25 protein-coding genes are annotated in these 25,341 nt (G+C 66.9%); 13 read left to right on the plus strand and 12 right to left on the minus strand.

The annotated features are described in order from the left end of the window. Window positions 1–37 precede the first annotated feature (37 nt). The gene (locus AC2ITM_RS09020) at window positions 38–583 is read right to left on the minus strand and encodes a redoxin family protein (protein WP_486466320.1); all 546 of its coding nucleotides are present in this window, start codon (window positions 581–583) and stop codon (window positions 38–40) included. Window positions 584–837: 254 nt separating this feature from the next. Here AC2ITM_RS09020 and lipA point away from each other — a divergent pair, with 254 nt between their 5' ends. Next, window positions 838–1,788: a lipoyl synthase gene (gene lipA, locus AC2ITM_RS09025; RefSeq protein ID WP_486466321.1), complete on the plus strand. Its 951-nt coding sequence runs from the start codon at window positions 838–840 to the stop codon at window positions 1,786–1,788. Window positions 1,789–1,910: 122 nt separating this feature from the next. Here lipA and AC2ITM_RS09030 read toward each other — a convergent pair whose 3' ends face one another. Together AC2ITM_RS09030 and hpt are read right to left on the minus strand one after the other, a co-directional pair. Beyond that, entirely contained in the window at window positions 1,911–2,804 is an 894-nt protein-coding gene (locus tag AC2ITM_RS09030; protein WP_486466322.1) for a c-type cytochrome, read from the minus strand. 135 nt (window positions 2,805–2,939) lie between these two features. Next, complete coding sequence (hpt, locus tag AC2ITM_RS09035) at window positions 2,940–3,479, minus strand: hypoxanthine phosphoribosyltransferase (protein ID WP_486466323.1); 540 nt, start codon at window positions 3,477–3,479, stop codon at window positions 2,940–2,942. Between the two features lie 92 nt (window positions 3,480–3,571). Here hpt and AC2ITM_RS09040 point away from each other — a divergent pair, with 92 nt between their 5' ends. Further along, window positions 3,572–4,018: a type II toxin-antitoxin system RatA family toxin gene (locus AC2ITM_RS09040; RefSeq protein ID WP_486466324.1), complete on the plus strand. Its 447-nt coding sequence runs from the start codon at window positions 3,572–3,574 to the stop codon at window positions 4,016–4,018. A 10-nt stretch (window positions 4,019–4,028) separates the two neighbouring features. On the opposite strand, the gene AC2ITM_RS09045 is transcribed toward AC2ITM_RS09040, so the two are convergent. Genes AC2ITM_RS09045 through AC2ITM_RS09055 form a run of 3 tightly spaced genes read right to left on the minus strand, consistent with a single transcriptional unit; the run spans window position 4,029 to window position 6,168 of the window. Then, window positions 4,029–4,541, minus strand: coding sequence for a CinA family protein (locus AC2ITM_RS09045; RefSeq protein ID WP_486466325.1), 513 nt, complete (start codon window positions 4,539–4,541; stop codon window positions 4,029–4,031). An 8-nt stretch (window positions 4,542–4,549) separates the two neighbouring features. Next, window positions 4,550–5,047, minus strand: coding sequence for a phosphatidylglycerophosphatase A family protein (locus tag AC2ITM_RS09050; protein ID WP_486466326.1), 498 nt, complete (start codon window positions 5,045–5,047; stop codon window positions 4,550–4,552). Next, entirely contained in the window at window positions 5,044–6,168 is a 1,125-nt protein-coding gene (locus tag AC2ITM_RS09055; RefSeq protein ID WP_486466327.1) for a bifunctional 2-C-methyl-D-erythritol 4-phosphate cytidylyltransferase/2-C-methyl-D-erythritol 2,4-cyclodiphosphate synthase, read from the minus strand. Before AC2ITM_RS09055 ends, AC2ITM_RS09050 begins: the two co-directional genes overlap by 4 nt. Window positions 6,169–6,352: 184 nt before the next feature. On the opposite strand from AC2ITM_RS09055, the gene dusB reads away from it, so the two are divergent. From dusB to ntrX, 5 genes are all read left to right on the plus strand, one after another. Then, window positions 6,353–7,357: a tRNA dihydrouridine synthase DusB gene (gene dusB / locus AC2ITM_RS09060; protein ID WP_486466328.1), complete on the plus strand. Its 1,005-nt coding sequence runs from the start codon at window positions 6,353–6,355 to the stop codon at window positions 7,355–7,357. Then, window positions 7,354–8,490 (plus strand): two-component system sensor histidine kinase NtrB, encoded by a 1,137-nt coding sequence (locus tag AC2ITM_RS09065; protein ID WP_486466329.1) that lies wholly within the window; start codon window positions 7,354–7,356, stop codon window positions 8,488–8,490. Before dusB ends, AC2ITM_RS09065 begins: the two co-directional genes overlap by 4 nt. Then, complete coding sequence (locus tag AC2ITM_RS09070; RefSeq protein WP_486466330.1) at window positions 8,490–9,863, plus strand: response regulator; 1,374 nt, start codon at window positions 8,490–8,492, stop codon at window positions 9,861–9,863. The genes AC2ITM_RS09065 and AC2ITM_RS09070 overlap by 1 nt, the downstream gene beginning before the upstream one ends. 122 nt (window positions 9,864–9,985) lie before the next feature. After that, the gene (locus tag AC2ITM_RS09075) at window positions 9,986–12,259 is read left to right on the plus strand and encodes a sensor histidine kinase NtrY-like (RefSeq protein ID WP_486466331.1); all 2,274 of its coding nucleotides are present in this window, start codon (window positions 9,986–9,988) and stop codon (window positions 12,257–12,259) included. Window positions 12,260–12,266: 7 nt separating this feature from the next. After that, the gene (gene ntrX / locus AC2ITM_RS09080; RefSeq protein ID WP_486466332.1) at window positions 12,267–13,691 is read left to right on the plus strand and encodes a nitrogen assimilation response regulator NtrX; all 1,425 of its coding nucleotides are present in this window, start codon (window positions 12,267–12,269) and stop codon (window positions 13,689–13,691) included. A 106-nt stretch (window positions 13,692–13,797) separates the two neighbouring features. On the opposite strand, the gene AC2ITM_RS09085 is transcribed toward ntrX, so the two are convergent. From AC2ITM_RS09085 to AC2ITM_RS09095, 3 genes are read right to left on the minus strand one after another with little or no spacing between them, the layout of a single operon-like run. Further along, a complete protein-coding gene (locus AC2ITM_RS09085) occupies window positions 13,798–14,379 on the minus strand; it encodes a retropepsin-like aspartic protease family protein (RefSeq protein ID WP_486466333.1) in 582 nt (193 codons plus the stop codon). 41 nt (window positions 14,380–14,420) lie between these two features. Continuing rightward, window positions 14,421–15,041: a MarC family protein gene (locus AC2ITM_RS09090; RefSeq protein WP_486466334.1), complete on the minus strand. Its 621-nt coding sequence runs from the start codon at window positions 15,039–15,041 to the stop codon at window positions 14,421–14,423. A gap of 48 nt (window positions 15,042–15,089) precedes the next feature. Next, complete coding sequence (locus AC2ITM_RS09095; protein WP_486466335.1) at window positions 15,090–16,946, minus strand: ABC-F family ATP-binding cassette domain-containing protein; 1,857 nt, start codon at window positions 16,944–16,946, stop codon at window positions 15,090–15,092. A 234-nt stretch (window positions 16,947–17,180) separates the two neighbouring features. On the opposite strand from AC2ITM_RS09095, the gene ndk reads away from it, so the two are divergent. Further along, complete coding sequence (gene ndk, locus AC2ITM_RS09100) at window positions 17,181–17,603, plus strand: nucleoside-diphosphate kinase (protein ID WP_486466336.1); 423 nt, start codon at window positions 17,181–17,183, stop codon at window positions 17,601–17,603. A gap of 146 nt (window positions 17,604–17,749) precedes the next feature. Here the strand turns inward: ndk and AC2ITM_RS09105 are convergent, their stop codons facing one another. The 3 genes from AC2ITM_RS09105 to AC2ITM_RS09115 form a co-directional block, all read right to left on the minus strand. Continuing rightward, entirely contained in the window at window positions 17,750–18,124 is a 375-nt protein-coding gene (locus AC2ITM_RS09105) for a DUF4112 domain-containing protein (protein WP_486466337.1), read from the minus strand. A 4-nt stretch (window positions 18,125–18,128) separates the two neighbouring features. Then, window positions 18,129–18,317: a YqaE/Pmp3 family membrane protein gene (locus AC2ITM_RS09110; protein WP_486466338.1), complete on the minus strand. Its 189-nt coding sequence runs from the start codon at window positions 18,315–18,317 to the stop codon at window positions 18,129–18,131. Window positions 18,318–18,501: 184 nt separating this feature from the next. After that, window positions 18,502–18,846, minus strand: coding sequence for a TfoX/Sxy family DNA transformation protein (locus AC2ITM_RS09115; protein WP_486466339.1), 345 nt, complete (start codon window positions 18,844–18,846; stop codon window positions 18,502–18,504). A 167-nt stretch (window positions 18,847–19,013) separates the two neighbouring features. On the opposite strand from AC2ITM_RS09115, the gene cydD reads away from it, so the two are divergent. The 5 genes from cydD (at window position 19,014) to cydX (ending at window position 25,319) form a co-directional block, all read left to right on the plus strand. After that, window positions 19,014–20,663, plus strand: coding sequence for a thiol reductant ABC exporter subunit CydD (gene cydD, locus AC2ITM_RS09120; protein WP_486466340.1), 1,650 nt, complete (start codon window positions 19,014–19,016; stop codon window positions 20,661–20,663). Next, window positions 20,660–22,267 (plus strand): amino acid ABC transporter ATP-binding/permease protein, encoded by a 1,608-nt coding sequence (locus AC2ITM_RS09125; protein ID WP_486466341.1) that lies wholly within the window; start codon window positions 20,660–20,662, stop codon window positions 22,265–22,267. Before cydD ends, AC2ITM_RS09125 begins: the two co-directional genes overlap by 4 nt. Window positions 22,268–22,407: 140 nt before the next feature. Next, entirely contained in the window at window positions 22,408–24,024 is a 1,617-nt protein-coding gene (locus AC2ITM_RS09130) for a cytochrome ubiquinol oxidase subunit I (protein ID WP_486466342.1), read from the plus strand. A gap of 5 nt (window positions 24,025–24,029) precedes the next feature. Continuing rightward, window positions 24,030–25,193, plus strand: a complete 1,164-nt coding sequence (gene cydB / locus AC2ITM_RS09135; protein WP_486466343.1) for a cytochrome d ubiquinol oxidase subunit II — start codon at window positions 24,030–24,032, stop codon at window positions 25,191–25,193. 12 nt (window positions 25,194–25,205) lie between these two features. Further along, complete coding sequence (gene cydX / locus AC2ITM_RS09140) at window positions 25,206–25,319, plus strand: cytochrome bd-I oxidase subunit CydX (protein WP_486466344.1); 114 nt, start codon at window positions 25,206–25,208, stop codon at window positions 25,317–25,319. Window positions 25,320–25,341 lie beyond the last annotated feature (22 nt).

Below are 25,341 nucleotides of genomic sequence, written 5' to 3' on the forward strand. Positions count from 1 at the left end.
TTCCCCCGGGCCCGCTGTCCCTGCCTCAGGCGGCCTGTCAGGCGGCCGAAGCCTTGGCGTCTTCCAGGTATTTCAGCAGGTTCTCGGGCGAGGATTCGCCATAGGGGTCTTCGCCGTGGTTGTCGCTGATGCCGGGCTCTTCGAACCAGGCCTCGACCACGCCATCATTGATGATGGCGGCATAGCGCCAGGACCGCATGCCAAAGCCCAGGTTGTCCTTGGCCACCAGCATGCCGACGCGGCGGGTGAATTCGCCCGAGCCATCGGGGATGACATCGACGTTCTCGATACCTTGGGCCTTTTTCCACTGGTTCATCACGAAGCTGTCGTTGACGGACATGCAGTAGATCTTCTCGACGCCCAGCTCCTGGAACTTGGCGAAGTTGTTCTCAAAGCCCGGCAGCTGGTAGGTCGAGCAGGTGGGCGTGAAGGCGCCCGGCAGCGAGAACAGGATCACGCGCTTGCCGGCAAAATAGTCGTCGGTGGTCATGTCCTGCCAGCGGAACGGGTTCGGGCCGCCCACGCTTTCGTCACGGACGCGGGTGCGGAAGGTGACGGCGGGAAGTTTGGAGCCGGGTTGCATGGATCAATCCTCAAGGTTGGAAGTCGCGGGAAAAGACTCGGAAATTTTCTAGAATTGTTCAAAAATATCCTCAAGGCGCTTTCCGCTTTCCCCGGGGCCACCCCGCCATGGCTGCCCGGAATTTAGCCTTTGGCGCAGGGCCTCTTTCCGCCCCTGCATGGCGGCCATGCGCGCGGTGCAAGTCGGAATTGCGCCACTGGTCCTTCATCTTTCCGCCGACTATGATAGGGCCAGTCCGAAAGGAAAGGCAGATCATGCGCGACCTCAAGATCCCCGAGCAGCGTCACCCAGAGAAGGCGCATCGCCCGGACAACGCCCAGCCGAAGAAGCCCGACTGGATCCGCGTCAAGGCACCCACCTCCAAGGCCTATGCCGAGACCCGCAAGATCATGCGGGACAACAAGCTGGTCACCGTCTGCGAGGAAGCAGGCTGCCCGAACGTCGGCGAATGCTGGAGCCAGGGCCACGCCACCATGATGATCATGGGCGAGATCTGCACCCGCGGCTGCACCTTCTGCAACATCGCCACCGGCCGCCCCGATGCGCTTGACGCGTTCGAGCCGGGCCGCGTCGCCCATGCGGTGGAAAAGCTGGGGCTGAACCACGTGGTGATCACCTCGGTCGACCGTGACGACCTCGATGATGGCGGGGCGGAACATTTCGCCCAGACCATTCGCGCGGTGAGGCACCGCTCGCCCTCCACCACGATCGAGATCCTCACCCCGGACTTCCTGAAATGCGCCCCCTCGGCGCTGGAAACCGTGGTCCAGGCGCGCCCCGACGTCTTCAACCACAACCTTGAAACGGTGCCCGCGCTCTACACCTCGGTGCGCCCCGGCGCGCGCTACTTCCACTCGCTGCGCCTGCTGCAGCGCGTCAAGGAAATGGATCCGACGATCTTCACCAAATCGGGCATCATGGTCGGCCTCGGCGAAGACCGCCCGCAGGTCCTTCAGGTCATGGACGACATGCGCGCCGCCGATATCGACTTCCTGACCATCGGCCAGTACCTGCAGCCCACCCCGAAACACCACGCGGTCGAGAAATTCGTCACCCCCGAGGAATTCAAGGGCTACGAGACCTCCGCCTGGGGCAAGGGCTTCCTGATGGTTTCGGCCACGCCGCTGACGCGCTCCAGCTACCATGCCGGCGACGACTTCGCCCGCCTGCGCGATGCGCGGCTGAAAAAGCTCGGCCAGGCCTGACCCAGCTACGACCCGAACCGAAAAGGCCGCCCCCAATCCGGGCGGCCTTTGCATTTTCTTGTCCCAAATACCTCGGGGGAGTCCGCCTCCGGCGGACGGGGGCAGCGCCCCCCCCCTTGCCCTCAGTCCGTGACCGCCGGCAGGGCCTTCACATAGGCCGCGATCGCCATCCGGTCGTCTTCGCTCAGATGCGAGAGGTTCTGCACCACCTCGGCCATCTCGCCCCCCGCCACGTCGAAATCCGGCGTGAACCCGCTGCCCAGGTATTCCGCCACCTCGGCCTGGGACCAGGTCAGCGCCGCAGGCGTCAGGTTCGGCACCTTGCCCGTGCCGCTGGCCGCAGGTGCACCCGCCATCCAGGCATCGCGCTCCAGCCCGCCCAGGGCGTCGCGCGGCGTGTGGCATTCAGCACAATGGCCAAGCGCCTCGACCAGGTAGCGCCCCCGCACCAGCTCGGGGCTCGGTGCGTCCTCGACCCAGCCGTCGTTCAGGTAGAGGATCTTCCAGGCCCCGATGGCGCGGCGGATGTTGAAGGGAAACGACACCTCCTGCGGCTGGCTGGGGGTCGGATCGGCGGGCAGGGTCCTAAGGAAGGCGAACAGATCCGCGATGTCCTGCAGCGTCGCATGGGTATAGGTCGTGTAGGGGAAGGCCGGGTACAGGTGCCGCCCCTCGGGGTCGACACCGCGCTTCATCGCATTGGCCAGGTCCTGCACGCTCCAGCCCCCAATCCCCGCCACCGGATCCGGCGAGATATTGGGCGCATGGAAGGTGCCGAAGGCCGTGGGGAAACTGCGCCCCCCCGCCAGCACCAGCATCTCGTCCCCCGGTTTCGCGCCGGGTGCGGCATGACAGGACGCACAGCCGCCGGCATAGAACACCTCTTCGCCATGGGCGGCATCGCCCGACAGATCGGCCGTGGCCTCCGGGGCCAGCCGCCGCGGCCCGGTCAGCATCCAGGCGCCGGCGCCCCCCAGCACGGCCAGCAGGACAACAAGAAGGATCAGCTTGCGCAAGCGGGCCTCTTCGGGATCACGCCCGGATCGCGGGCTCTTCACGAAAGATTTAGCGTCCGTGTGGCGCGGCGCAAGCGCACATCCTGCATGGGGCCGCGAAATGTCGGAAAACCGCCCATTCCACGGCCTGCCGGATCAATCGGTGAAACGCACCTTGCCGATGAAGGGCAGGTTGCGGTTGCTCTGGGCATAGTCGATGCCATAGCCCACGACGAATTCGTCGGGGATCTCGAAACCGATCCAGTCGGCCTTGAAATTCACCTCGCGGCGCGACGGCTTGTCGAGCAGCGCAATGGTCTTCAGCTGCTTGGGTTCGCGCGATTTCAGCAGGGCAACCACGTGGCTCAGCGTATAGCCGGTATCGACGATATCCTCGACCACCAGCACGTTGCGGCCGCCGATCTCGCCGCGCAGGTCCTTCAGGATCCGCACCTCGCGAGAGCTTTCCATCGCATTCCCGTAAGACGACGCCTCGAGGAAATCGACCTCGACCTCGCGGTCCTGCAATTCCCGCACCAGATCGGCGATGAAGATGAAGGACCCCCGCAGCAGACCCACGACCACCAGCCGTTCGCCGGTGGGGAAGGTCTTGCGGATTTCCCGCGACAGCGCCTCGATACGGGCTGCGATTTCTTTGGCAGAGATCATCTGGTCGATGACATATGGGCGCGACATCGCGGCTTCCCCCTTGAATGTCCGGGCGTGGTGGTAGAAACGAAGCCCCCGAGAGCACCTGCGCGTGAACCCGAACGACTTCAGGGGGCGATATGCCAACCCATTCAGAGACCCGCAAGCTTCCCTATACGGCACAGCAGATGTACGATCTGGTGGCCGATGTGGGAACCTACCCGAAATTCCTGCCCTGGTGCGCGGCCGCGCGCATCCGCCGGATCACCCCGGTCGAGGACCACAAGGTGATGGAGGCCGACCTGGTGATCTCCTTCAAGGTCTTCCGCGAGAAATTCGGCTCGCGCGTGGTGCTGTGGCCCGAGGCGCGCAAGATCGACACCGAATACCTGGACGGGCCGTTCCGCTACATGAAGTCCAGCTGGGCCTTCCGCGATGCCGAAGGCGGCTGCGAGGTCGATTTCTTCGTCGATTTCGAATTCAAGAACGCGGTGTTGCAGGGCATCATCGGCGTCGTCTTCAACGAGGCGATGCAGCGCATCGTGCGCGCCTTCGAACGCCGCGCAGCCGAGCTTTACGGACGCTGAGCGCCCAATTTCACAGCGTCTCGACGCAGGTCAGCACCAGCGTCAGCGCATGATCGACCGCCGCGCGGCGGACCTCCGCGCGGCCCCTTGCGCCGAACTCGACGGTTTCGGTGCGGGTGCCCGCGGGGCTGGTGATGCCAAAGCAGACCCGCCCCTCGGGCTTGAATTCCGACCCGCCGGGCCCGGCAATGCCGGTGGTCGAGACCGCCACCTGCGCCCCTGTCACGCGCGCCACCCCCTTCGACATCTGCGCCGCGACCTCTTCCGAGACGGCACCATGGGCGGCAAGGGTTTCCCGGGCCACGCCCAGCAGCGCGATCTTGACGCTGTTGGAATAGGACACGACCCCGCCCAGAACCACGTCGGAACTGCCCGCCACATCGGTCAGCGCCCCCGCCACCAGCCCACCGGTGCAGCTTTCGGCGGTGGCAAGGGTCAGCTTTGCGGCACGGCAGGCGGCCAGCGTCGCGGCCGCCAGGCATTCATCAGGACGGGCATCGGAACGGGCATCGGAACGGGGCATCGGGGGCCTCAGCGCATCAGGACAAGATGGAACAGGGCGGCCATGGCGACCACCACCACGGCGGCAAAGATGCCGGCCCAGACATCGTCCAGCATCACGCCCACCGCATCGTCGCGGCGATCGGCGCGGCCGACCAGCCAGGGCTTCCAGATGTCGAACAGCCGGAACGCCAGCAGCGCCGTCACCCAGCCCGGCCACAGGTCGATCAGCGGGAACCCCACGTGCCAGGCGCCGAAGACCACCGGGAAGAAGGCGATCCACTGGCCGACGACCTCGTCCACGACGATCTCGGAAGGGTCGTGGTTCGCCTTGCCCGCGGTTTCCACGCGCGTCGCCCAAAGCCCCGCGAAGAACAGCGCCACCGCCGCCACCGCCAGCAGCAGCGGCCCGCCGATCAGCGACAGGATCCAGGCCACGGGCAGGGCCGCGACCGAGCCCCATGTGCCCGGCGCCGGTTTCAGATGGCCGACCCCCGCGAAGGTGGCGATGAAATGAGATGCCTTCATGCGATCAGCACCGCGGTCGCGATGGCCGCGATTCCCTCTTCCCGACCGGTGAAGCCCAGCCGCTCGGATGTGGTGGCCTTGACCGAGACCCGGGCGGGCTCCATCCCCATGATCTCGGCCATCCTTGCCTGCATCGCATCCGCATGGGGCCCGACCTTGGGGCGTTCGCAGATCAGCGTGCAGTCGACGTTAGAGATACGGTAGCCCTTCGCCGCGGCAAGCTCTACCGCATGTTTCAGGAAGATGTCCGAGGGCGCGCCCTTCCACTGCGGGTCCGACGGCGGGAAATGCCGACCGATGTCGCCTTCGGCCAGCGCTCCGTAGATTGCATCCGTCACCGCATGCATCCCCACATCCGCGTCGGAATGCCCCTTCAGCGCCTTGTCGTGGGGCACCTTCACCCCGCAGAGCCAGACGTGATCGCCCTCTTCGAAGGCGTGCACGTCAAAGCCGTTGCCCATGCGTATGTCCATCTGTCCTCTCAGAATCTTCTCGGCCCGGGCGAAATCGCCGGGATGCGTGATCTTCAGGTTGTCTTCGTGACCGGGGGTGATGGCGACGGCAAGGCCCGCGTGGCGGGCGACCTCGACATCATCGGCAGCGCCGCCGGGATGCGCCTGATGCGCGGCCCGCAGCGGCGCCAGCCGGAACCCCTGCGGCGTCTGCGCCCGGAACAGCCCCTCGCGCGGCTGGATGCCCGCGACCTGACCGGCAGTGCCGATCCACAGCGCATCCGTGACGGGCAGGCCGGGGGCGGCGGCCTCGTGGGTTTCCAGCGCCTGCAGCACCCCCTCGATGACGGAGGCGGGCACGCAGGGCCGTGCCACGTCGTGAATCAGCACGTTGCGCACCCGTTCGGGATCCAGCGCCGCCAGACCCGCCCGCACCGAAGCATCGCGCGAGGCGCCGCCTGCCACCCGGATCAGATCCGCGGGCAGACCCGGGGTTCCCATGTCGTCGGGATGCAGCACCAGCACGATGGGCGACAGGCCCGCAGCCCGGATCGCCTCGATCGTCCAGTCCGCCACCCGGCGGCCCGCAAGCGGCTGCCACTGTTTCGGAAGATCCCCTCCGGCCCTTGTGCCGCGCCCGGCGGCGACGATGATGGCGGCGTCCTGCATTCCGGCCCTCCGTTGTCAGGCCCTTGGAATAGGGGCAGGCCCGGGGAAGGGCAATCCGTGGCCTCCCTTGCGGGATGATTAAAAATTATGCATGTAATAGGTCAAGCCGCTGGTCTTTGTGCCAGCTTTGTTGTTTGATGCCTGCGTCTGGTCTAAACGTTAGGCTCTTGCCCAAGGTTTGAGCATGGTCACTGCAGTTCCGTTCACATCCGCGTTTCCCCCGGTCTGCCTGGCCCCTCTGGCCGGAATCACCGACCGTCCGTTCCGCGATCTGGTCGCGGGCTTCGGCGCGGATCTTGTCGTCAGCGAGATGGTCGCCTCGCAGGAGATGGTGCAGGCAAAACCCGGCGTGCGCGAACGCGCCGAGCTGGGCCTCGGCGCGGCCGCGACCTCGGTCCAGCTGGCGGGGCGCGATCCCTACTGGGCGGGCGAAGCCGCCCGCATGGTCGAGGGGCAGGGCGCGCAGATCATCGACTTCAACATGGGCTGCCCCGCCAAGAAGGTAGTGGGCGGCCTGTCGGGCTCGGCGCTGATGAAGGAACCCGACCACGCCCTGCGCCTGATCGAAGCGGTGGCGAATGCCGTCAGCGTGCCGGTCACGGTCAAGATGCGGCTGGGCTGGGACGACGACCTGCTGAACGCCCCCGAGATCGCGGCGCGTGCCGAATCCGCCGGGGTCCGCATGGTGACGGTCCATGGCCGCACCCGCTGCCAGTTCTACAAGGGCCAGGCCGACTGGTCCGCCATCGCCCGGGTCAAGCGCGCCGTGTCGATCCCGGTGATCGCCAATGGCGACATCATCGACACCGCCACCGCCCGCCGCGCGCTGCAGCTTTCGGGCGCCGACGGCGTGATGATCGGGCGCGGCGCGCAAGGGCGCCCCTGGCTGCTGGCGCAGGTCGCCGCGGGGCTGCGCGGCACCGCCGCGCCGCAGATCCCGGGGCCTGCCGCCTTCGCCGACATGGTCGGCACCCATTACGAGGCCTCCCTGTCCTTCTACGGGCTGGAGCTGGGCCGAAAGGTGATCCGCAAGCATCTGGGCTGGTACATGGATACGGCGGCAACGCCCGACCTGCTGCGCGGCCGGATCCTGCGCGCCATGGACCCGCAAGAGGTCCTGTCACTCCTGCCCGAGGCGCTGGCCGCGGGCCCGAATACCAACACCCAACCGGAGGTCGCAGCCGCATGAATTCTCGTGTGCTCGAAGCCGACACAGACCAGATCACCGCCGTGGTGGACGAGGTCGAATCCAGCGAGATCTGGACTTCGCTTCCCGTCCCGGCGCTGCTGCTGGATCCAAACGACCTGATCGTGTCGATCAACTCGGCGGCCGAGGGGTTCCTGAACACCTCGACCAAATCCATCCGCGGCCAGCATGTCTGGGAGCGCGTGATGGTCGACAGCCCGCTGGAGGACGCCTTCACCCGGGCGCGCGAAACCTCGTCTCCGCTGTTCGTCAATGATGTCGACGTGGGCACGGGCGAACGCTCGCCGCTGCATTGCAACCTGCAGATCGCGCCGCTGTCGACCTATCCCGGCTTCATGATCTTCCTGATCAGCCCGCGCGAACTGGCCGGCCGCATGACCCAGGACCACAGCGTCAAGTCGGCGGCGAAATCCGCCATCGGCATGGCCGAGATGCTGGCCCACGAGATCAAGAATCCGCTGGCGGGCATCACCGGCGCCGCGCAGTTGCTGTCGATGGGCCTTTCGGCCGAGGACCGCGAGCTGACCGACCTGATCGTTGCCGAAAGCCGCCGCATCGTGAAGCTGCTGGAACAGGTCGAGCAGTTCGGTAACCTGACGCTGCCCGATTTCAAGCCGGTCAACATCCACGACGTGCTGGACCGCGCGCGGCGCTCGGCGCAGCTGGGCTTTGGCGCCAACATGAAGATCATCGAGGATTACGACCCCTCGCTGCCGCTGTGTCTGGGCGATGCCGACCAGCTGCTGCAGGTGGTGCTGAACCTGCTGAAGAACGCGGCCCAGGCCGCGGGCAAGGACGGCGGGCGGATTCGGCTGCACACCTATTTCGAACATTCCTTCCGACTGCGCCGCGCGGATGGCAAGGGGCGCTCCCTGCCGCTGCAGATCGAGATCGAGGACGACGGTCCGGGCCTGCCGCCCGAGATCGCCAACGACATTTTCGAACCCTTCGTCTCGGGGCGTGAAAACGGCACCGGCCTGGGGCTGGCGTTGGTCAGCAAGATCATTTCGGACCACGAAGGCTGGATCTCGGTCTCGTCGGTCCCCGGAAAGACGGTGTTCCGCATCTCGCTGCCGCGGGCGCCCAAAGAACTTATCGAGAAGGAGAATTCCTGATGGACGGTACTGTCCTGGTTGCCGACGACGACCGCACGATCCGCACGGTGCTGACCCAGGCCCTGACGCGCGCAGGCTGCAAGGTGCACGCGACCTCCTCGCTGACCACGCTGATGCGGTGGGTGGGCGAAGGCAAGGGCGACGTGGTGATCTCTGACGTGATGATGCCCGACGGGAACGGCCTCGAGATGCTGCCCAAGATCAGCCAGGACCGTCCCGGCCTGCCGGTCATCGTGATCTCGGCGCAGAACACCATCATGACCGCCATCCAGGCGGCCGAGGCCCAGGCCTATGACTATCTGCCCAAGCCCTTCGACCTGCCGGACCTGATGAAGCGCACCGCCCGCGCGCTGGAGCAGCGCCAGCGCATCCCCGCCAAGGGCCCGGTCGAGGAAAAGGAACGCCCTGACGAGCTGCCTCTGGTCGGCCGCACGCCCGGGATGCAGGCGCTGTACCGGCTGGTTGCACGGGTGATGAACACCGATCTGCCGGTGCTGATCGCCGGTGAAAGCGGCACCGGCAAGTCGCTGATCGCGAAGGCCATTCACGATTTCAGCGACCGCCGCAACCTGCCGTTCGTCGCCGTTTCCGCGCAGGACCTGACCGATCTGGAAGGCCCCGCCCGGGTTCTGGCCCGCGCCAAGGGCGGCACGATCCTGTTCGACGAGATCGCCGATATCGACCAGGAGGTCCAGGCCCGCATCGTGCGCATGATGGATGGCCCCGCCGACACCCTGCCGCGCTTCATGGCGACCTCGCAGACCGATCTGAACCGCGCCATGGAAGAGGGGCGCCTGCGCCAGGACCTGTTCTATCGCCTGACCGGCGCCACCATCAACGTCCCCGCCCTGCGCGAGCGCGTCGACGACATCCCGCTGCTGGTCGATCACTTCCTGCAACGCACCGAACGGGAAGGGGCGATGCGCCGCTACCTGGCCGAGGATGCGCTGGAGATGATGCGCACCTATTCCTGGCCCGGCAACGTTCGCCAACTGGAAAACGCCATCCGCCGCCTGGTGCTGACCGCCCGCACCGACGAAATCAGCCGCGCCGAGGTCGAAAGCGTGCTGGGCAACCAGCCCGAGACCGAACCCCTGCTGTCGGGCGGCGGCGGCGAGAGCGAAAAGCTCTCGGGCTCCGTGGCGCGTCACCTGCGGCGCTATTTCGACCTACATGGCAACATGCTGCCGCCTCCGGGCCTTTATGCGCGCATCCTGAAAGAGGTCGAGATGCCGCTGATCGAGATCGCGCTGGAAGCGACGGGTGGCAACCAGGCGAAATGCGCGGACCTGCTGGGCATCAACCGCAATACCCTGCGCAAGAAGATCACCGATCTTGATATTCGCGTGACACGTCGTCGGAAGTTGATGTAAAATCGCCACAGGACCGTGGCCGATCGGGGACAGACCCTCTGATCTGCCACAAAATATGGCGGTTGGTGCCCTTCAGCACCACATCAGCGCGGGAGTGGCCTGTGGCGGCCCGGACACGACGAATGACCTGGAACCGCATCACGCAGATGCGGCGCCTGCGCAAGTGGCAGAATTTCGCCACCCTCGGACTGGTCATTCTGGGCCCGGTTCTGGTGCTCGCGACCTTCATGGTGCTGGGGCCCCTCGACAAGGGGGCTTCGGCAACGGCGCTGCGGCTGGTGCTGCTGGCCGACTTCGTCTACGTCACCGTCGTCGCGGCGCTGGTGCTGCAGCGGGTGGCGCGGATGATCGCCGCGCGGCGGGCGCAGTCGGCGGGCTCTCGGCTACACCTGCGGCTGACCGGGGTCTTCACGCTGATGGCGCTGATCCCCACCGTTTCGGTCGCGGTCTTTGCGGCGCTGACCATCAACATCGGGCTTGAAGGCTGGTTTTCCGAGCGCGTCCGCTCGGTCGTGGGCACCTCGATGGAGGCGGCGCAGGCCTATAAGGAAGAACATCGCGACGCCCTGGTGCAGGATGCCAACGCCTTGGCAAACCTGCTGGATTCGGCCCGTGATGCGTCCTTCTACATCGGCGACGGAGAGCTGCGGCAGGTGCTGACCAGCGGTCAGGCGCAGATCCAGCGCGGCCTGCGCGAGGCCTATGTGATCGACGGCGCCGGCACGATCAAGGCGCGCGGCGACCGATCCTATCTGTTCGACTACGACAAGCCCACCGTCGCCCAGATGAAGGAGGCCCGCGAAAGCGGCCTTTCGGTCATAGAGGATTGGGACGACAACGAATTCCGCGCCCTGGTGGCGCTGAAACGCTTCCCCGACCGGTATCTGTATGTCACCCGCGATGTCGACGGCAAGATCCTGTCGCTGCTCGATGACACCCAGGCCACCGTGCGCCTTTATCAGCAGCTGGAGCACGAGCGCGGCCGGGTGCTGTTCGAATTCGCGCTGCTGTATCTGGGCTTTGCCGTGATCCTGATCCTGGCGGCGATCTGGCTGGGGCTGTGGTTCGCCGAACGGCTGTCGCGGCCCGTGGGGCGGCTGACGGCCGCCGCCCAGCAGGTTGGCGCGGGCGATCTGAACGTCCGGGTCTACGAAGACGGCGGCAATGACGAGATTTCAGAACTGTCTCGCTATTTCAACCACATGACGCGCGAACTTCGTCATCAACGTGAAGAGTTGCTGTCAAATACCGACCAGATCGAACAGCGCCGCAGGCTGTTCGACAGCGTGCTGGGCTCGGTCACCTCGGGGGTGGTGGGGCTGGATGCCGAGGGGCGGATCACCTTCGTCAACCGCTCGGCCGAGCGTCTGCTGGACTGGCACGAGCGCAAGCAGGCGCTGCTGCTGGAGGATGCGGTGCCGGAATTCGCCGCGCTTTACCGCGAACTGGTCTGCAGCCATCGTGAAGTGGTGCAGGAAGAAATCCGCGTAACCCGCGGTGGCAAATTGGAAAACCTTCTGGTCCGCATGGCCACCCGCCGCAATGCCGAGGGCGCGGGCGAAGGCTATGTGGTGGCCTTTGATGATGTGACCGATCTGGTGGCGGCGCAGCGCATGGCGGCCTGGGGCGACGTGGCCCGCCGCATCGCCCACGAGATCAAGAACCCCCTGACGCCGATCAAGCTGTCGGCGGAACGCATCCGGCGCAAGTTCGGCCGCTACCTGGACGAGGAGCAGGACAACAACCTGCAGAACCTGACCGAGGTCATCGTGCGCCAGACCGACGACCTGCGCCGCATCGTGGACGAGTTCTCGAAATTCGCGCGGATGCCGGAACCGCAGCGCAAGCCCGAGGACCTGGTGCGCCTGGTGCGCGACGCGGCGCTGCTGCAGCAAAGCGGCCAGCCCGACGTGGCCTTCCAGGTGTCACTGCCCGAGGGCCCGCTGACGGCACTGCTGGATGCGACGATGATCAACCAGGCGCTGACCAACCTGATGAAGAACGCGGGCGAGGCGATCCAGACGCGCGCGGAACAGGCCCCGGGCGACTGGGCGCCGCAGATCCGCGTCCAACTGCAGCTGGAAGAGGGCGCGACCGCCGATCCGCAGGCGGTGATCCGCATCGCCGACAACGGCATCGGCCTGCCCGAGGACCGCGCGCGCCTGTTCGAACCCTATGTGACGACCCGCGCCAAGGGCACCGGTCTGGGCCTGCCGATCGTCAAGAAGATCATCGAGGAACATGGCGGCGTGCTGACGCTTGAGGACGCACCCGCCTTCGAGGAAGGCGCCCCCAGAGGCGCCATGGCCGTGATCCGTCTGGTCCTGACGCCGCCGGCGCAGACCTCGGGCCCGGCAGCCGACAAGGCACAACACGCAGAAAATGTGGAGGTATGAGGGCAAGATGTCGGACATTCTGATCGTCGATGACGAGCGTGACATCCGGGAGCTGATCTCGGACATCCTGCAGGACGAGGGCTATGCCACACGGCTGGCCGGCAACTGCGACGACTGCATGGCGGCGGTGCGCAACGCGCCCCCCGCGCTGATGGTTCTCGACATCTGGCTGAAGGACAGCGAGATGGACGGGATCGACATCCTGAAGACCGTCAAGCGCGACCATCCCGAGATCCCGATCATCATCATCTCGGGGCATGGCAACATCGAAATCGCCGTCGCCGCGATCAAGCAGGGCGCCTACGACTTTATCGAAAAGCCCTTCAATATCGACCAGTTGCTGGTGGTGATCCGCCGCGCCATGGAGGCCAGCCGCCTGCGCCGCGAAAACACCGCGCTGAAACGCCAGGGCGGCGATACCGCCGAGATGATCGGCGAGGCGCCCGCCTTCCGCGGCCTGATCACGCAGCTGGAAAAGGTGACGAAATCGAACGGCCGGGTGATGCTGACCGGCGGTCCGGGGTCCGGCAAGGAACTGGCGGCGCGCTATATCCACGCCCATTCGGCGCGCGCCGATGCCCCCTTCGTGGTGGTCAACTGCGCCCAGATCGAGGCCGACCGCATGGAAGAGGTGCTGTTCGGCCGCGAAAGCCCCGAACGCGGCATCGAACCGGGTCTGCTGGAACAGGCCCATGGCGGCGTCGTCTATTTCGACGAGGTGGCCGACATGCCCTTCGGCACCCAGTCCAAGATCCTGCGGGTGCTGGTCGACCAGCAGTTCATGCGCGTCGGCGGCACCGAGAAGGTCCGCGTTGACCTGCGGGTGATTTCCTCGACCAGCCAGGACCTTGAGGATGCGATCCTGACCGGCCGGCTGCGCGAAGAGCTGTATCACCGGCTGAACGTGGTGCCGATCCGGGTGCCGCAACTGTCAGAACGCCGCGAGGACGTGCCCTATCTGGCGCGCCATTTCATCGACGTGCTGCACCGCACCCAGGGCCTGCCGAAGCGGGCGCTGTCAGACGAGGCGTCGTCGCTGATGCAGACGCTGGCCTGGCCCGGCAACGTGCGCCAGCTGCGCAACGTGATCGAGCGGATCCTGATCCTGGGCGACGGCACCGGGGCGATCTCGGCCGAGGAGGTCCCGGGGGACGAGGAACGCCGGGGCCTGGATGACGGACGGGTGGTGATCTCGGGCACATTGGCGATGTTGCCGCTGCGCGAGGCCCGCGAGGCCTTCGAACGCGAATACCTGCTGACCCAGATCAATCGCTTTGGCGGCAATATCTCGAAGACGGCACAGTTCGTCGGCATGGAGCGTTCGGCGCTGCACCGCAAGCTGAAGTCGCTGAACGTGGTGACCACCAGCCGCTCGGGGGCGCGCATTGCCCAGTACGACGATGAAATGGACGAGGCTGAAGCCGCAGAGTGATCTTGCCGGGCCAAGCTGCCCCATAACCCGTGGTGCCCCGGCAGCGACCTGATCTGCCGGGCAGCAGCCGCAGCGGGACCCCGTCGGGGGCCGCAACAGTGCGCCCCTAGCGGATCAGCCGCATGGTGCTGCCGGTGATCTCGATCCGGCGGAACAGGTCGAGGTAGTCCATGCCCAGCAGCGGCGCCACCAGGTCTCCGTCATTGACCATGGCGCGGACGTTGTGGTCGGTGACACCGCCCAGGGTCATGTTCTTCAGACGCACCGGCGCTGTGCGCACCTTGCCGTTGGCGGTGCCCGCAACGCCGGAATAAACCAGCTGGTCGGGCGTCAGGCCGATGTCCTGGGCGATCTGGCGGGTCAGCACGATCTGGCTGGCGCCGGTATCCACCAGAAAGCGCACCGGGGTGCCGTTGACGGAAACGGTGGCGTAATAGTGGCCATCGGGCTGCCGGGGCAGGGTGATCTCGGTCCCCGAGGCGCTGACGCTTTGCCGGGGCAGCAGCACGGTCTTCACCCGGTCCCACATGCCGATACCGGCCACGACCCCCATGAAGATCAGCGCCCACAGCAGCGCATGTCGCATCATCTGCCCCAGGCGCCGCCGGTTGCCGATGATGACATAAAGGCCGATCACCGCCAGCAGCAGCAGCAGATAGGCCAGATGTCCGTAATCCTGTTCACTCATGTGCCGAATATAGGGATCCTGCGCGCCCGCGTCACCGGGGCCTAGCCTGCGGCAAAACCGAAGGCCTTCAGCCCGTCCAGCACGAATTGCACCGACAGCGCCGCCAGCAGCATCCCCATCAGCCGGGTGATGACGTTGATGCCGGTCTTGCCCAGGGCGCGCTCCAGCAGACCGGTGGTCTGGAACAGCAGCCAGACGACGCAAAGGACCGCGATCACCACCCCCAGCACCAGAGCCACGCCGGCAAGGCCCGGCTTCTGCCCCGACAGCAGGATGACCGAGGCAATGGCGCCAGGCCCCGCGATCAGCGGAATGGCCAGCGGAAAGACCGAAGGATCGGGGGCCTCGGGGTGGTCGGTCTGGCCCTCGCGGCGCTTGGTGCGTTTCTCGAACAGCATTTCAAGCGCGGTGAGGAACAGCAAAAGCCCCCCGGCAATGCGGAAGGCCGGCATCGAGATCCCGATGAAGCCCAGCACATGTTCCCCGAACAGCGCGAACAGCGCCAGGATCGCCAGCGCGATGCCACAGGCCCGCAGCGCAATGGCCCGGCGCTGATGCGCGGGCATCCCCTGGGTCAACGCCGCGAACAGCGGCGTCAGACCGACGGGGTCGATGATGACGAAAAGCGTCGCGAAGGCGGTGATCAGAAAGGCGCTGTCCATCACGACTTATCGCCTGCGATCCCCGCCTTGCCAAGCCGTCTTGACGCCTCAGGCGACCTCGGCCTGCTCCAGCTTCTCAAGCGCGGCCATCCACAGCGCCTCGGCCTTTTCCAGCGCCGCGCGCAGCTCGGCATATTTGCGGTTCCAGACCTCAAGCTCGCCGACCTTCTCGGGCTCGTAGAGGGCGGGATCGGCCAGCTTCTTGGCCAGCTTGTCGCCCATCTCGTTCAGCTTGGCCACGCGTTCTTCGCATTTGCGGACCTCGGCGCGCAGGCCCAGAACCACATCGCGCGAGGGTTTCTTGGGCTTTTCCTTCGCCGCTTCCTTGCGCGGGTTCGAAGGCTTGGCGCCCTGCAGCAGCATCTCTCGGTAGCTGTCCAGATCGTCCTCATAGGGCGCCACGCGGCCGTCCTTGACCAGCCACAACCGGTCGGCAACCAGGCTCAGCAGGTGCATGTCGTGCGACACCAGGATCACCGCGCCGGAATAGTCGGTCAGCGCCTCGATCAGCCCCTCGCGGCTTTCGATGTCCAGGTGGTTGGTCGGTTCGTCGAGGATCAGCATGTGCGGCGCATCCAGCGTCGCCAGCAGCAGCGACAGCCGCGCCTTCTGGCCCCCCGACAGCCGCCCCACCAGCGTTTCCGCCTGCTCTGATCCGATGCCGAAGCCCGCCAGCCGCGCCCGCAGCTGCGCCGGCGCCTCGGTCGGGCGCTCGCGGCGGATGTGGTCGATGGGGGTCTCGTCCAGGTGCAGTTCCTCGACCTGGTGCTGGGCAAAGAACCCGACCCGCAGCTTCGAGGATTTCGTCACCTTGCCCGACATTGGCGCCAGCCGGTCCGCCAGCAGCTTCGACAGGGTGGATTTACCCTCGCCGTTGCGGCCCAGCAGGGCGATGCGGTCATCCTGGTCGATGCGCAGATCCAGCTTGGAAAGCACCGGCTTGTCGTCATAGCCCACGACACCGCCCTCGATCCGCAGGATCGGCGGCGACAGTTCCTCGGGCGCGGGGAAGCTGAAGCGGCGCAGCGCGGCCTCCTGCGGCCGGGTGATCGGCGTCATCTTCGACAGCGCCTTCAGACGCGACTGCGCCTGCTTGGCCTTGCTGGCCTTGGCGCGGAAACGGTCGACGAAACTTTGCAGGTGGGCGCGGCGCGCATCCTGCTTGGTGGCCTCGGCCTCGGCCACCGCCAGACGGGCGGCCCGGGTCGAGGCAAAGGTGTCATAGCCGCCCTGGTAGAGGGTCAGCTTGCGGTCTTCCAGGTGCACGATGGATCCCACCGCCCGGTTCAGCAGCCCGCGGTCGTGGCTGATCACCAGCACGGTATGCGGATAGCTGACCAGATAGCTTTCCAGCCACAGCGCGCCTTCCAGGTCCAGATAGTTGGTCGGTTCGTCCAGCAGCAGCAGATCCGGCGCCGAGAACAGCACCCCCGCCAGCGCCACCCGCATCCGCCACCCCCCCGAGAAGGCCGAGCACGGCATCTTCTGCTCTTCGTCGGTGAACCCCAGCCCCTTCAGGATCGAAGCGGCGCGCGCCTCGCCCGACCAGGCGTCGATATCGGCCAGCCGCGTCTGCACCTCGGCGATGCGGGCGGCATCGGTCGCGGTCTCGGCCTCGGCCATCAGCGCGGCGCGCTCGGTATCGGCGGCCAGCACGGTGTCGATCAGGCTGACCTCGTTGCCGGGGACCTCCTGCGCCACGCCGCCGATGCGGGCGCGGGCGGGCAGGGTGATCTCGCCGCCCTCCAGCACCAGCTCGCCCCGGATCAGCTTGAACAGGGTCGACTTGCCGGTGCCGTTGCGGCCGACAATGCCCACCTTGTGACCATCGGGAATGGTGACCGAGGCGCCCTCCAGCAGGGGGCGGCCGGCAACGGAATAGGAGATATCTTGGATACGCAGCATGAAGGCTCTCTGACCGATCCCCGCATCCCCGTCAACGGCCCGCGCGCGCCCGGTTCCCTCATCTGGCCGGAAATACCCCGGGGGAGGCGCGGGCCCGCCCGCGCCGGGGGCAGAGCCCCCCGCCACCGCTGCCGCAAGACGGGCGATTTGACGGCTTTTCAATCGCCCGACCCCATGCTACCCGAAGCTCGATTTTCACGCGGGCACCCGCCCATCTGAATGAGAGACCGCAAAATGGCCATCGAACGCACCCTGTCGATCATCAAGCCCGACGCCACCCGCCGCAACCTGACCGGCAAGATCAATGCCAAGTTCGAAGAGGCAGGCCTGCGCATCGTCGCCCAGAAGCGCCTGCACCTGTCGGAAGCACAGGCCGGCAAGTTCTACGAAGTCCACAAGGACCGTCCCTTCTACGGCGAACTGGTCGAGTTCATGGCCTCCGAGCCCGTCGTCGTCCAGGTCCTGGAAGGCGAAGGCGCAATCGCGAAGAACCGTGAAGTGATGGGCGCGACCAACCCCGCGAATGCCGACGAAGGCACCATCCGCAAGGAATTCGCGCTCTCCATGGGCGAAAACTCGGTCCACGGCTCGGATGCGCCGGAAACCGCCGCTCAGGAAATCGCCTACTTCTTCTCCGGCCTCGAACTGGTCGGCTGATTGCTGCAGGGCTGATCCCGATGTTCCGATCCCGCTGATCGGATCCCTGCGATCGGATCCCGGTGATCGCCTGACGAAAAGACCCCCGGCAGGGCCCTGCCGGGGGTTTTCTTATGCCTCGGGCGGATCAGGCTTCACGCCCACGATCAGGCGTGAAGCGCCCGCCGCATCAGCGCCACGTTGCGCAGGTTGGCCTTCCAGCCGATGTCGAAGATGTCGCCCAGCAGCGGCACCGACCCCAGCAGCCAGTCGAAGACCACGTTGCCCGCCATCTGCAGCAGCACGCGCTTGGGCAGGCCCATGTGCCAGGCCTCGATGACGATCCACAGCGCCGGAGCCAGGGTGATCGTGTCGCCCGCCCAGGGCACCAGCCCCAGGATGCCGTCCCAGCCCAGCCGGATGCGGGTGCCGGGAATGCGGTAGGCGGCGTCCAGCCAGCGGGCCAGGCGCTCCAGCCGTTGCAGGCGGATCAGGTCATCCGCCCGGTTGACCCGCAGCCCCGCATCATGCAGCGCCACCATCGCCTCAGTCCCGCAGGATGATGTAGAGCGCGTGGATGATGCCGGGGATATAGCCCAGCAGGGTCAGGATGATGTTGATCCAGAAATGCTTGCCAAAGCCCACCTGGAAGAACACCCCAAGCGGCGGCAGGATGATGGAAAGGATGACACGCAGGAAATCCCCGCCAATGGAATCAGTACGTTGATAGGCCATGATGCCCTCCGTTTCGGTCTGCTGACCTAACGGGCAAGGGCCCCTGCCGGTTCCACCGCCGGTCGTGCGGCCCTTTCCCGGCGCCACCCGACAGCCGCGTCCGGGCGGCCCGGCATTCGGTCTGCCGGGATCCCGCGGTGGCGACCGGCCGATGCCTCAGTCCAGCGGCCCGAGGCGCAGGCCCTCAGGCGCGGGCGCGGATGCCGTGACGGTCCAGGAAGCTGGCCAGTTCTCCCGGCAGGGCGCCGGGATCGGGGGCGGCCTCCTGCGCCCCCGCCAGCACGGCCTCGTAACGCAGCCGCAGCGCCGCGCGCTCGGCCTTGTCACAGCTGTTCCAGGGCCGCTCCTGCAAGCCCATCACCAGCGAGATGAAGGCCATCAGATGCGGCCGCCGCCCGCTGCGCACCACCGCCCCGTAGGCGGCATCGGCCCCAAGCGCCCGCACCGCCTCGGCCGTGGTGATACCGGCGGACAGGAAGGCCTCTTCCATGGCGGGCCCGAGGTTGCGGATGGTCTGGATCGAACTCATGCGGCCACAGTGCCCCGGCCGGGGCCCCGGCGCAAGAGAATGTTCGGGAAATGTTCACCCGGCCCGAGGCGGCGCCGAAAGATGTGCCGCCCATGTGACGATTGGGGTCCTTCTGCCCCGCCGCCATCCGCGATAGGCGGGCCGGGTGGAATGGGAAAGGATGGACGATGGCGGGCTCATCGGACAGGAAGGCCGCGCGCGCGGCCGAGGCGCGGCTGATCGCGCCGGTGGCAGGGGATCTGAAACGGGCAGGGATGCTCTCGGTCCTGTCGGGGGCGCTGTGGCCCGTGCAGGCGGGCGGCCTGGCCTGGGCGGTCTCGGGCTGGGCGTCGGGGACCGAGGTGATGCAGCGCAGCCTGGTGGCGGCGGCGATCTTTCTGGTCTGTGCGGCGCTGCGGGTGGCACTGGATCACCGGGCGGGGGCGATGCTGTTTGCCGCCGCCGACCGGGTGATTTCCGGCGAACGCGCCCGGATCCTTGCGCGCGAGGCGCTCAACCCCGGGCCGCAGGGCTCGGCCTCGGTGGCGGCGCTGGCGGTGCAGAAGCTGCCGATGCTGCAGCCCTGGATCACCCGCTACCGCGTCGCCTCGCTGAAGGTGCTGGTGCTGCCGCTTTTGCTGCTGGCGCTGTCGGCCTGGTACAGCTGGGCGGTGGCCATCGTGCTGCTGGTCTCGGGCCCGCTGATCCCGGTCTTCATGGCGCTGGTCGGCATGGCGGCCGAGGACGCCTCGCGCAAGCAGCTGGGGGAAATCGCCAGCATGAACGACATGCTGATGGACCGGCTGTCGGCGCTGCAGGACATCCGCCTGCTGGGCGCCACGGATCGCGCCGCCGATGACTTTGCAAATCGCGCCGATACACTTCGCAACAGGACCATGGCGGTGCTGCGCATCGCCTTCCTGTCCTCGACCGTGCTGGAGCTGTTCGCCGCCATCGGCGTTGCCATGGTAGCGGTCTACGTGGGCTTTTCGCTGCTGCACGTGCTGCATTTCGGGACCTGGCGCGGCCCGATGACCCTGGACGAGGGGCTGTTCCTGCTGCTGCTGGCGCCCGAATTCTTCCAGCCGCTGCGCGATCTGGCCGCCGCCTGGCATGACCGGGCCTCGGGGCTGGCTGTGGCGCAGGAACTGGCCGAGGCCGAGACCGCGGACCGGATCGCGGTGCTGGGGCAGGGTGCCCCGGCCGAGGCACTGCCCGGTTTCCTGTCGATCCGGCTGCGCGATGGGGTGGTGGCGCTGCCGGGGCGGCGGCTGGCGCTGCCCGATCTGGACCTGACCCCGGGCGAGGCGCTGGCGCTGACCGGGCCCTCGGGGGCCGGGAAATCGACGCTGCTGCGGGTGCTGGCGGGGCTGATCCCGCTGGCCGAGGGCCAGCTTGAGGTCTGCGGCCAGCCGCTGGACGCCGAAATCGCCGACAGCTGGCGCGCCCGCATGGCCTTCCTGCCGCAGGCGCCGCATTTCGCCGACCAGAGCCTGCGCGATTTCCTGGGCGGCACCGATCCCGAGGCCGCGCTGCGGCTGGCGCAGGCCGACCGCATCGTCGCCCGCCTGCCTGAGGGGCTGGAGACCAAGCTGGGCGCGCGCGGTGGCGGGGTCTCGGGCGGCGAGGCGCGGCGGCTGCTGATCGCGCGGGCCGTCGCCTCGGGGCGAGAGCTGATCCTGGCGGATGAACCCACTGCCGATCTGGACGAAGACACCGCCGCCCGGGTGATCCGGGCGCTTCTGGACCTGCGCGCCGCAGGCCGCACGCTGATCGTGGCCAGTCACGATCCCGCCCTGGTGGCCGCGATGGATCGCGCCGTGGAGGTAGAGGCATGAAACCGATGCTGAAGATGATGCGGCTGCTGCTGACGGCCGCGCCCTGGGCGATGACGCGGGGCGCGGCGCTGTCGCTGATCGTGCTGCTGATGGGCTCCGCTCTGCTGGGGCTGTCGGGCTGGTTCATCACCGCGACGGGGATCGCGGGGGTGGCGGGCGTGGGGATCGCCTTCGACGTGTTCCGGCCTTCGGCCGGGGTGCGATTCCTGGCGCTTGGCCGGACGGCGGCGCGCTACGGAGAGCGCGTGCTGACCCATGACGCGACACTCAGGGCGCTGGCGGCGCTGCGGGTCGATCTGCTGCGCCGCCAGGCCCAAAGCGGCGCCCGCGCGCTGGCACGACTGCGCGGCGAACAGGCTCTGACGCGGATCGTGGCGGATGTCGACGCGCTGGACGGACTGGTGCTGCGGCTGCTGCTGCCGCTGCTGGCGGGGGGCTGCACCATCGTGCTGACGGCGCTGGCGCTTTGGGCGCTGGTGGGCTGGCCGGTGGCGGTGCTGCTGCCGGTGCTGCTGCTGCCGGGGGCGGCGCTGATCCTGCTGGTGCTGGCGCGGCGGGGCCTGGCGCCCGCATCGCGGGCCGAGGACCGCCTGCAAACCCTGCGCCGTGGCCTGATCGACATGATCCGGGACCGCGAGGCGCTGATCCTGGCGGGCGATCTGCCGGCAAGACAGGCGGCGCTGCAGGCCACCGATACCCAGGCCCGCGCGGCCGCGCGCCAGCTTGACCGGGCGGATCGCGGTGCGGGGGCGGCGCTTGGGCTGCTGCATGGGGGGGCGGTGGCGCTGGCGATCGTGCTGGCGGGCGGGCTGGTCGCGGCCGGGCAGGCGGGGGCAGCGGCGGCGGCTGTCGCGGTCTTTGCCACGCTGGCGCTGGCCGAGGCGCTGTTGCCGCTGCGCCGGGGCGTGTCCGAGCTGGGGCGGATGGCCGACGCGGCGGGTCGGATCGCGGGTGACACACCGCGCCCTGCGGCGCGCGCGCCGGTGCAGCCGCGGCATGGCGCGCCGCTTCTGGAGGTCTCTGGACCCGGCCTGTCCATCCATCTGCAACCGGGGGATGCAATTGCGCTGACGGGACCGAGCGGCGCGGGCAAGACGACTCTGCTGCTGCAGGTTGCGGGGCTGCTCGACTCACATCCCGGCCGCGAGATCCGGCTGATGGGTCACGATATTTCGACCTGGCCCGAGGCCGATTTCCGAAAAAATGTGACCATGCTGCCACAACGCAGCGCCCTGATCCGGGGCAGTTTCCGCGACAACCTGACGCTGGCCCAGGACGCCCCCGAAGAGGCCCTGTGGGCGGCGCTGGAGGCGGTTGACCTCGGGTCTGAAATCCGCGCCAGGGGGGGCCTCGATGCCCCGCTGGGCGAGGCGGGCGCGGGCCTTTCGGGCGGCCAGTCGCGGCGTCTTTGCCTTGCAAGGGCCTTGCTGCAAAGGCCCCGGCTGCTGCTGCTGGATGAACCGACCGAGGGCCTTGACGCAGCGACAGCCGAACGGGTGATCCACGGTCTGCGCAGCCTTCTTCCCGATACCGCCCTGCTGGTCGCGCTGCACCGCGGGGCCGCCCATGACGTGTTCACGACACGTATTTCCCTTACGGCATGAAACCCCGTAGGTGATATTGTCACAGGGACTATTCCGGGCGGGTGACTATGGTCCCCGGCAATTGACGGATCCCGGATTCAGTTTTCACGTAAAGCGTGTATACTGATCCGGGGTCCGCCTTGAACCAAGGAGAACCGGGAATGGACATAGGTGTCGTCGAGCTGTCGCGCCTCCAATTCGCGTCGACAGCCCTTTACCACTTTCTCTTCGTGCCGCTGACGCTGGGCCTTTCGATCATCGTCGCGATCATGGAGACGGTCTACGTCATGACCGGCCGCCCCATCTGGCGGCAGATGACGAAATTCTGGGGCACGCTGTTCGGGATCAACTTCGTGCTGGGTGTCGCAACCGGCATCACGATGGAGTTCCAGTTCGGCATGAACTGGAGCTACTACAGCCAGTATGTCGGTGACATCTTCGGTGCGCCGCTGGCAATCGAGGGCCTGATGGCCTTCTTCCTGGAAGCGACCTTCGTGGGCCTCTTCTTCTTCGGCTGGGACAAGATGCGCCCGGTCACCCACTGCGCCGTCGCCTGGCTGGTCGCCATCGGGTCGAACTTTTCGGCGCTGTGGATCCTGATCGCCAACGGCTGGATGCAGCACCCGGTGGGCGCGACCTTCAACCCCGACACGATGCGGATGGAAATGCACGACTTCATGGCCGTGCTGTTCAACCCCGTCGCGCAGGCCAAGTTCGTGCACACCGTGTCCGCGGGCTATGTGACTGCCGCCTGCTTCGTGCTGGGCGTCTCGGCCTGGTACCTGCTGAAGGGCCGCCATCTGGAACTGGCGAAACGCTCGATCACCATCGCGGCCTCCTTCGGGCTGGCGGCTGCGCTGTCGGTCGTCGTGCTGGGGGACGAATCCGGCTATTCCGCTGGCGAAACCCAGAAGATGAAGCTCGCCTCGATCGAGGCCATGTGGGACACGGAACCGGCGCCTGCGCATTTCACCCTGTTCGGCATCCCCGACAAGGCCGAGCGTGAAACCCATTACGCCGTCCACATTCCCTGGGTCATGGGCCTGATCGGCACCCGTTCGCTGGATACCCAGATCCCCGGGATCAACGACCTGGTGGCCAAGAACAAGGAACGCATCCAAAGCGGTCTGATCGCCTATGACGCGCTGATGACCATCCGCGCCGACAAGGACAAGGCCCCCGCAGACGTCCGCAAGACCTTCGAGGACCATTCGGCCGACCTGGGCTATGCGCTGCTGCTGAACCGCTACGTGGACGATCCGCGCACCGCGACGCCCGCCCAGATCGACCAGGCCGCCAATGACACTGTTCCTGGCGTCGGCATCCTGTTCTGGGCCTTCCGCATCATGGTCGCGCTTGGCTTCTCGTTCATCGCCGTGATGATCTACTTCTTCTGGCGCTCGTCCTTCAAACGTCAGGACTATCCCCGCTGGGCGCTGCGCCTTGCAGTGATCGTGATCCCCTTCCCGTGGATCGCCGCCGAAATGGGCTGGGTCGTGGCCGAGTTCGGCCGTCAGCCCTGGACTGTGGACGGCGTGCTGCCGACGGCGCTTTCGGCCTCGCAGCTGACGGTCGGTGACCTGCTGTTCACCCTGATCGGCTTTGTCGCCTTCTACTCGGTCCTCTTCGTGATCGAGATGGGCCTGATGCTGAAATACATCCGCAAGGGTCCGCATATCGACGTCAAGGAAACCGAAGCCTGGATGAAACGGCATGAAAACCGCCTGAAATCCAATGCTGGCGATGAACCCTACGCCGCAGTTCCGGCAGGGGAGTAAGAGACATGATCCTTTCCAATCTGATCGACTACGAAGTCCTGCGCGTCATCTGGTGGGTGCTGCTGGGCGTGCTGCTGATCGGCTTTGCCATGACCGACGGCTTTGACATGGGCACCGCGGCCCTGATGCCCTTCATCGGCAAGACCGACATGGAGCGCCGTCAGGTCATCAACACCGTGGGTCCCGTCTGGGAAGGCAACCAGGTGTGGTTCATCCTGGGCGGTGGCGCCATCTTCGCCGCCTGGCCGCCGCTTTATGCGGTCAGCTTCTCGGGGTTCTACCTGGCGATGTTCCTGGTGCTGGCCTCGCTGATCCTGCGTCCGGTGTCCTTCAAGTACCGTTCGAAACGCGAAGGCACGCGGTGGCGGAACAACTTCGACTGGTGCCTGTTCATCGGCGGAGCCGTGCCCGCGCTGATCTTCGGTGTGGCCGTCGGCAACGTGCTGAAGGGCGTGCCCTTCACCTTTACGGACGAGCTGATCCCGCTTTACCCGGGCAACTTCATCCTGAAGCTGCTGTTCCTGCTGAACCCCTTCGCGCTGCTGACCGGTGTCGTGTCGCTGACCATGCTGCTGACCCACGGCGCCGCCTGGGTGTCCTTCAAGGCGGATGGCATCGTGGCTGAACGCGCCCGCGCCATCGGTTCGGTCACGGGTCTGGTGTTCATCGCGGGCTATGCGCTGGCGGGCATCTGGCTGGCCTTCGGCATCCCCGCCTACCACTTCACCGGCCCCGTCGTCACCGACGGCCCGTCAAACCCGCTGTGGTCCGAAGTGGCGCGCGGCGGCAGCTGGCTGGCCGCCTATGGGACCCGTCCCTGGATCATCATCGCCCCGGTGCTGGCCTTTGGCGGCATGGCGCTGACGGTGCTGGGTCTGCGGGCCGGCCGCGAAGGCACGACGCTGCTGTTCTCGAAGCTGGCGATCTTCGGTGCGATCTCCTCGGTCGGGCTGACGATGTTCCCGTTCATCCTGCCCAGCTCGCTGAACCCCACCGCGTCGCTGACGGTCTGGGACGCCTCGTCCTCGCACCTGACGCTGTTCATCATGCTCTGCGCGACGATCATCTTCCTGCCGATCATCCTTCTCTACACCGCCTGGGTCTACAAGGTGCTGTGGGGCAAGGTGACGATCGAGGACGTCGCGAAGAATTCCGAAACCGTCTACTGAGAGGACCGAACGATGTGGTATTTCGCCTGGCTTCTGGGCCTGCCGCTGGCCGCCGTCTTCGCCGTCATGAACGCCATGTGGGTCGAGCTGCAGCGCGACCGGCGCATGGCCGAAGAAGACAACTGACCTGACCCAGACGCCGGGCCCG

It is taken from the genome of Pseudooceanicola sp. NS-SX9, from assembly GCF_057380705.1.

Excerpts from the sequence above, each read along its gene's own strand:
- AC2ITM_RS09020 (WP_486466320.1), bottom strand. The coding sequence starts at position 583 with ATGCAACCCGGCTCCAAACTTCCCGCCGTCACCTTCCGCACCCGCGTC.
- lipA (WP_486466321.1), top strand. The coding sequence starts at position 838 with ATGCGCGACCTCAAGATCCCCGAGCAGCGTCACCCAGAGAAGGCGCAT.
- hpt (WP_486466323.1), bottom strand. The coding sequence starts at position 3,479 with ATGTCGCGCCCATATGTCATCGACCAGATGATCTCTGCCAAAGAAATC.
- AC2ITM_RS09040 (WP_486466324.1), top strand. The coding sequence starts at position 3,572 with ATGCCAACCCATTCAGAGACCCGCAAGCTTCCCTATACGGCACAGCAG.
- AC2ITM_RS09045 (WP_486466325.1), bottom strand. The coding sequence starts at position 4,541 with ATGCCCCGTTCCGATGCCCGTTCCGATGCCCGTCCTGATGAATGCCTG.
- AC2ITM_RS09050 (WP_486466326.1), bottom strand. The coding sequence starts at position 5,047 with ATGAAGGCATCTCATTTCATCGCCACCTTCGCGGGGGTCGGCCATCTG.
- AC2ITM_RS09055 (WP_486466327.1), bottom strand. The coding sequence starts at position 6,168 with ATGCAGGACGCCGCCATCATCGTCGCCGCCGGGCGCGGCACAAGGGCC.
- dusB (WP_486466328.1), top strand. The coding sequence starts at position 6,353 with ATGGTCACTGCAGTTCCGTTCACATCCGCGTTTCCCCCGGTCTGCCTG.
- AC2ITM_RS09065 (WP_486466329.1), top strand. The coding sequence starts at position 7,354 with ATGAATTCTCGTGTGCTCGAAGCCGACACAGACCAGATCACCGCCGTG.
- AC2ITM_RS09070 (WP_486466330.1), top strand. The coding sequence starts at position 8,490 with ATGGACGGTACTGTCCTGGTTGCCGACGACGACCGCACGATCCGCACG.
- AC2ITM_RS09075 (WP_486466331.1), top strand. The coding sequence starts at position 9,986 with ATGACCTGGAACCGCATCACGCAGATGCGGCGCCTGCGCAAGTGGCAG.
- ntrX (WP_486466332.1), top strand. The coding sequence starts at position 12,267 with ATGTCGGACATTCTGATCGTCGATGACGAGCGTGACATCCGGGAGCTG.
- AC2ITM_RS09085 (WP_486466333.1), bottom strand. The coding sequence starts at position 14,379 with ATGAGTGAACAGGATTACGGACATCTGGCCTATCTGCTGCTGCTGCTG.
- AC2ITM_RS09090 (WP_486466334.1), bottom strand. The coding sequence starts at position 15,041 with ATGGACAGCGCCTTTCTGATCACCGCCTTCGCGACGCTTTTCGTCATC.
- AC2ITM_RS09095 (WP_486466335.1), bottom strand. The coding sequence starts at position 16,946 with ATGCTGCGTATCCAAGATATCTCCTATTCCGTTGCCGGCCGCCCCCTG.
- ndk (WP_486466336.1), top strand. The coding sequence starts at position 17,181 with ATGGCCATCGAACGCACCCTGTCGATCATCAAGCCCGACGCCACCCGC.
- AC2ITM_RS09105 (WP_486466337.1), bottom strand. The coding sequence starts at position 18,124 with ATGGTGGCGCTGCATGATGCGGGGCTGCGGGTCAACCGGGCGGATGAC.
- AC2ITM_RS09110 (WP_486466338.1), bottom strand. The coding sequence starts at position 18,317 with ATGGCCTATCAACGTACTGATTCCATTGGCGGGGATTTCCTGCGTGTC.
- AC2ITM_RS09115 (WP_486466339.1), bottom strand. The coding sequence starts at position 18,846 with ATGAGTTCGATCCAGACCATCCGCAACCTCGGGCCCGCCATGGAAGAG.
- cydD (WP_486466340.1), top strand. The coding sequence starts at position 19,014 with ATGGCGGGCTCATCGGACAGGAAGGCCGCGCGCGCGGCCGAGGCGCGG.
- AC2ITM_RS09125 (WP_486466341.1), top strand. The coding sequence starts at position 20,660 with ATGAAACCGATGCTGAAGATGATGCGGCTGCTGCTGACGGCCGCGCCC.
- AC2ITM_RS09130 (WP_486466342.1), top strand. The coding sequence starts at position 22,408 with ATGGACATAGGTGTCGTCGAGCTGTCGCGCCTCCAATTCGCGTCGACA.
- cydB (WP_486466343.1), top strand. The coding sequence starts at position 24,030 with ATGATCCTTTCCAATCTGATCGACTACGAAGTCCTGCGCGTCATCTGG.
- cydX (WP_486466344.1), top strand. The coding sequence starts at position 25,206 with ATGTGGTATTTCGCCTGGCTTCTGGGCCTGCCGCTGGCCGCCGTCTTC.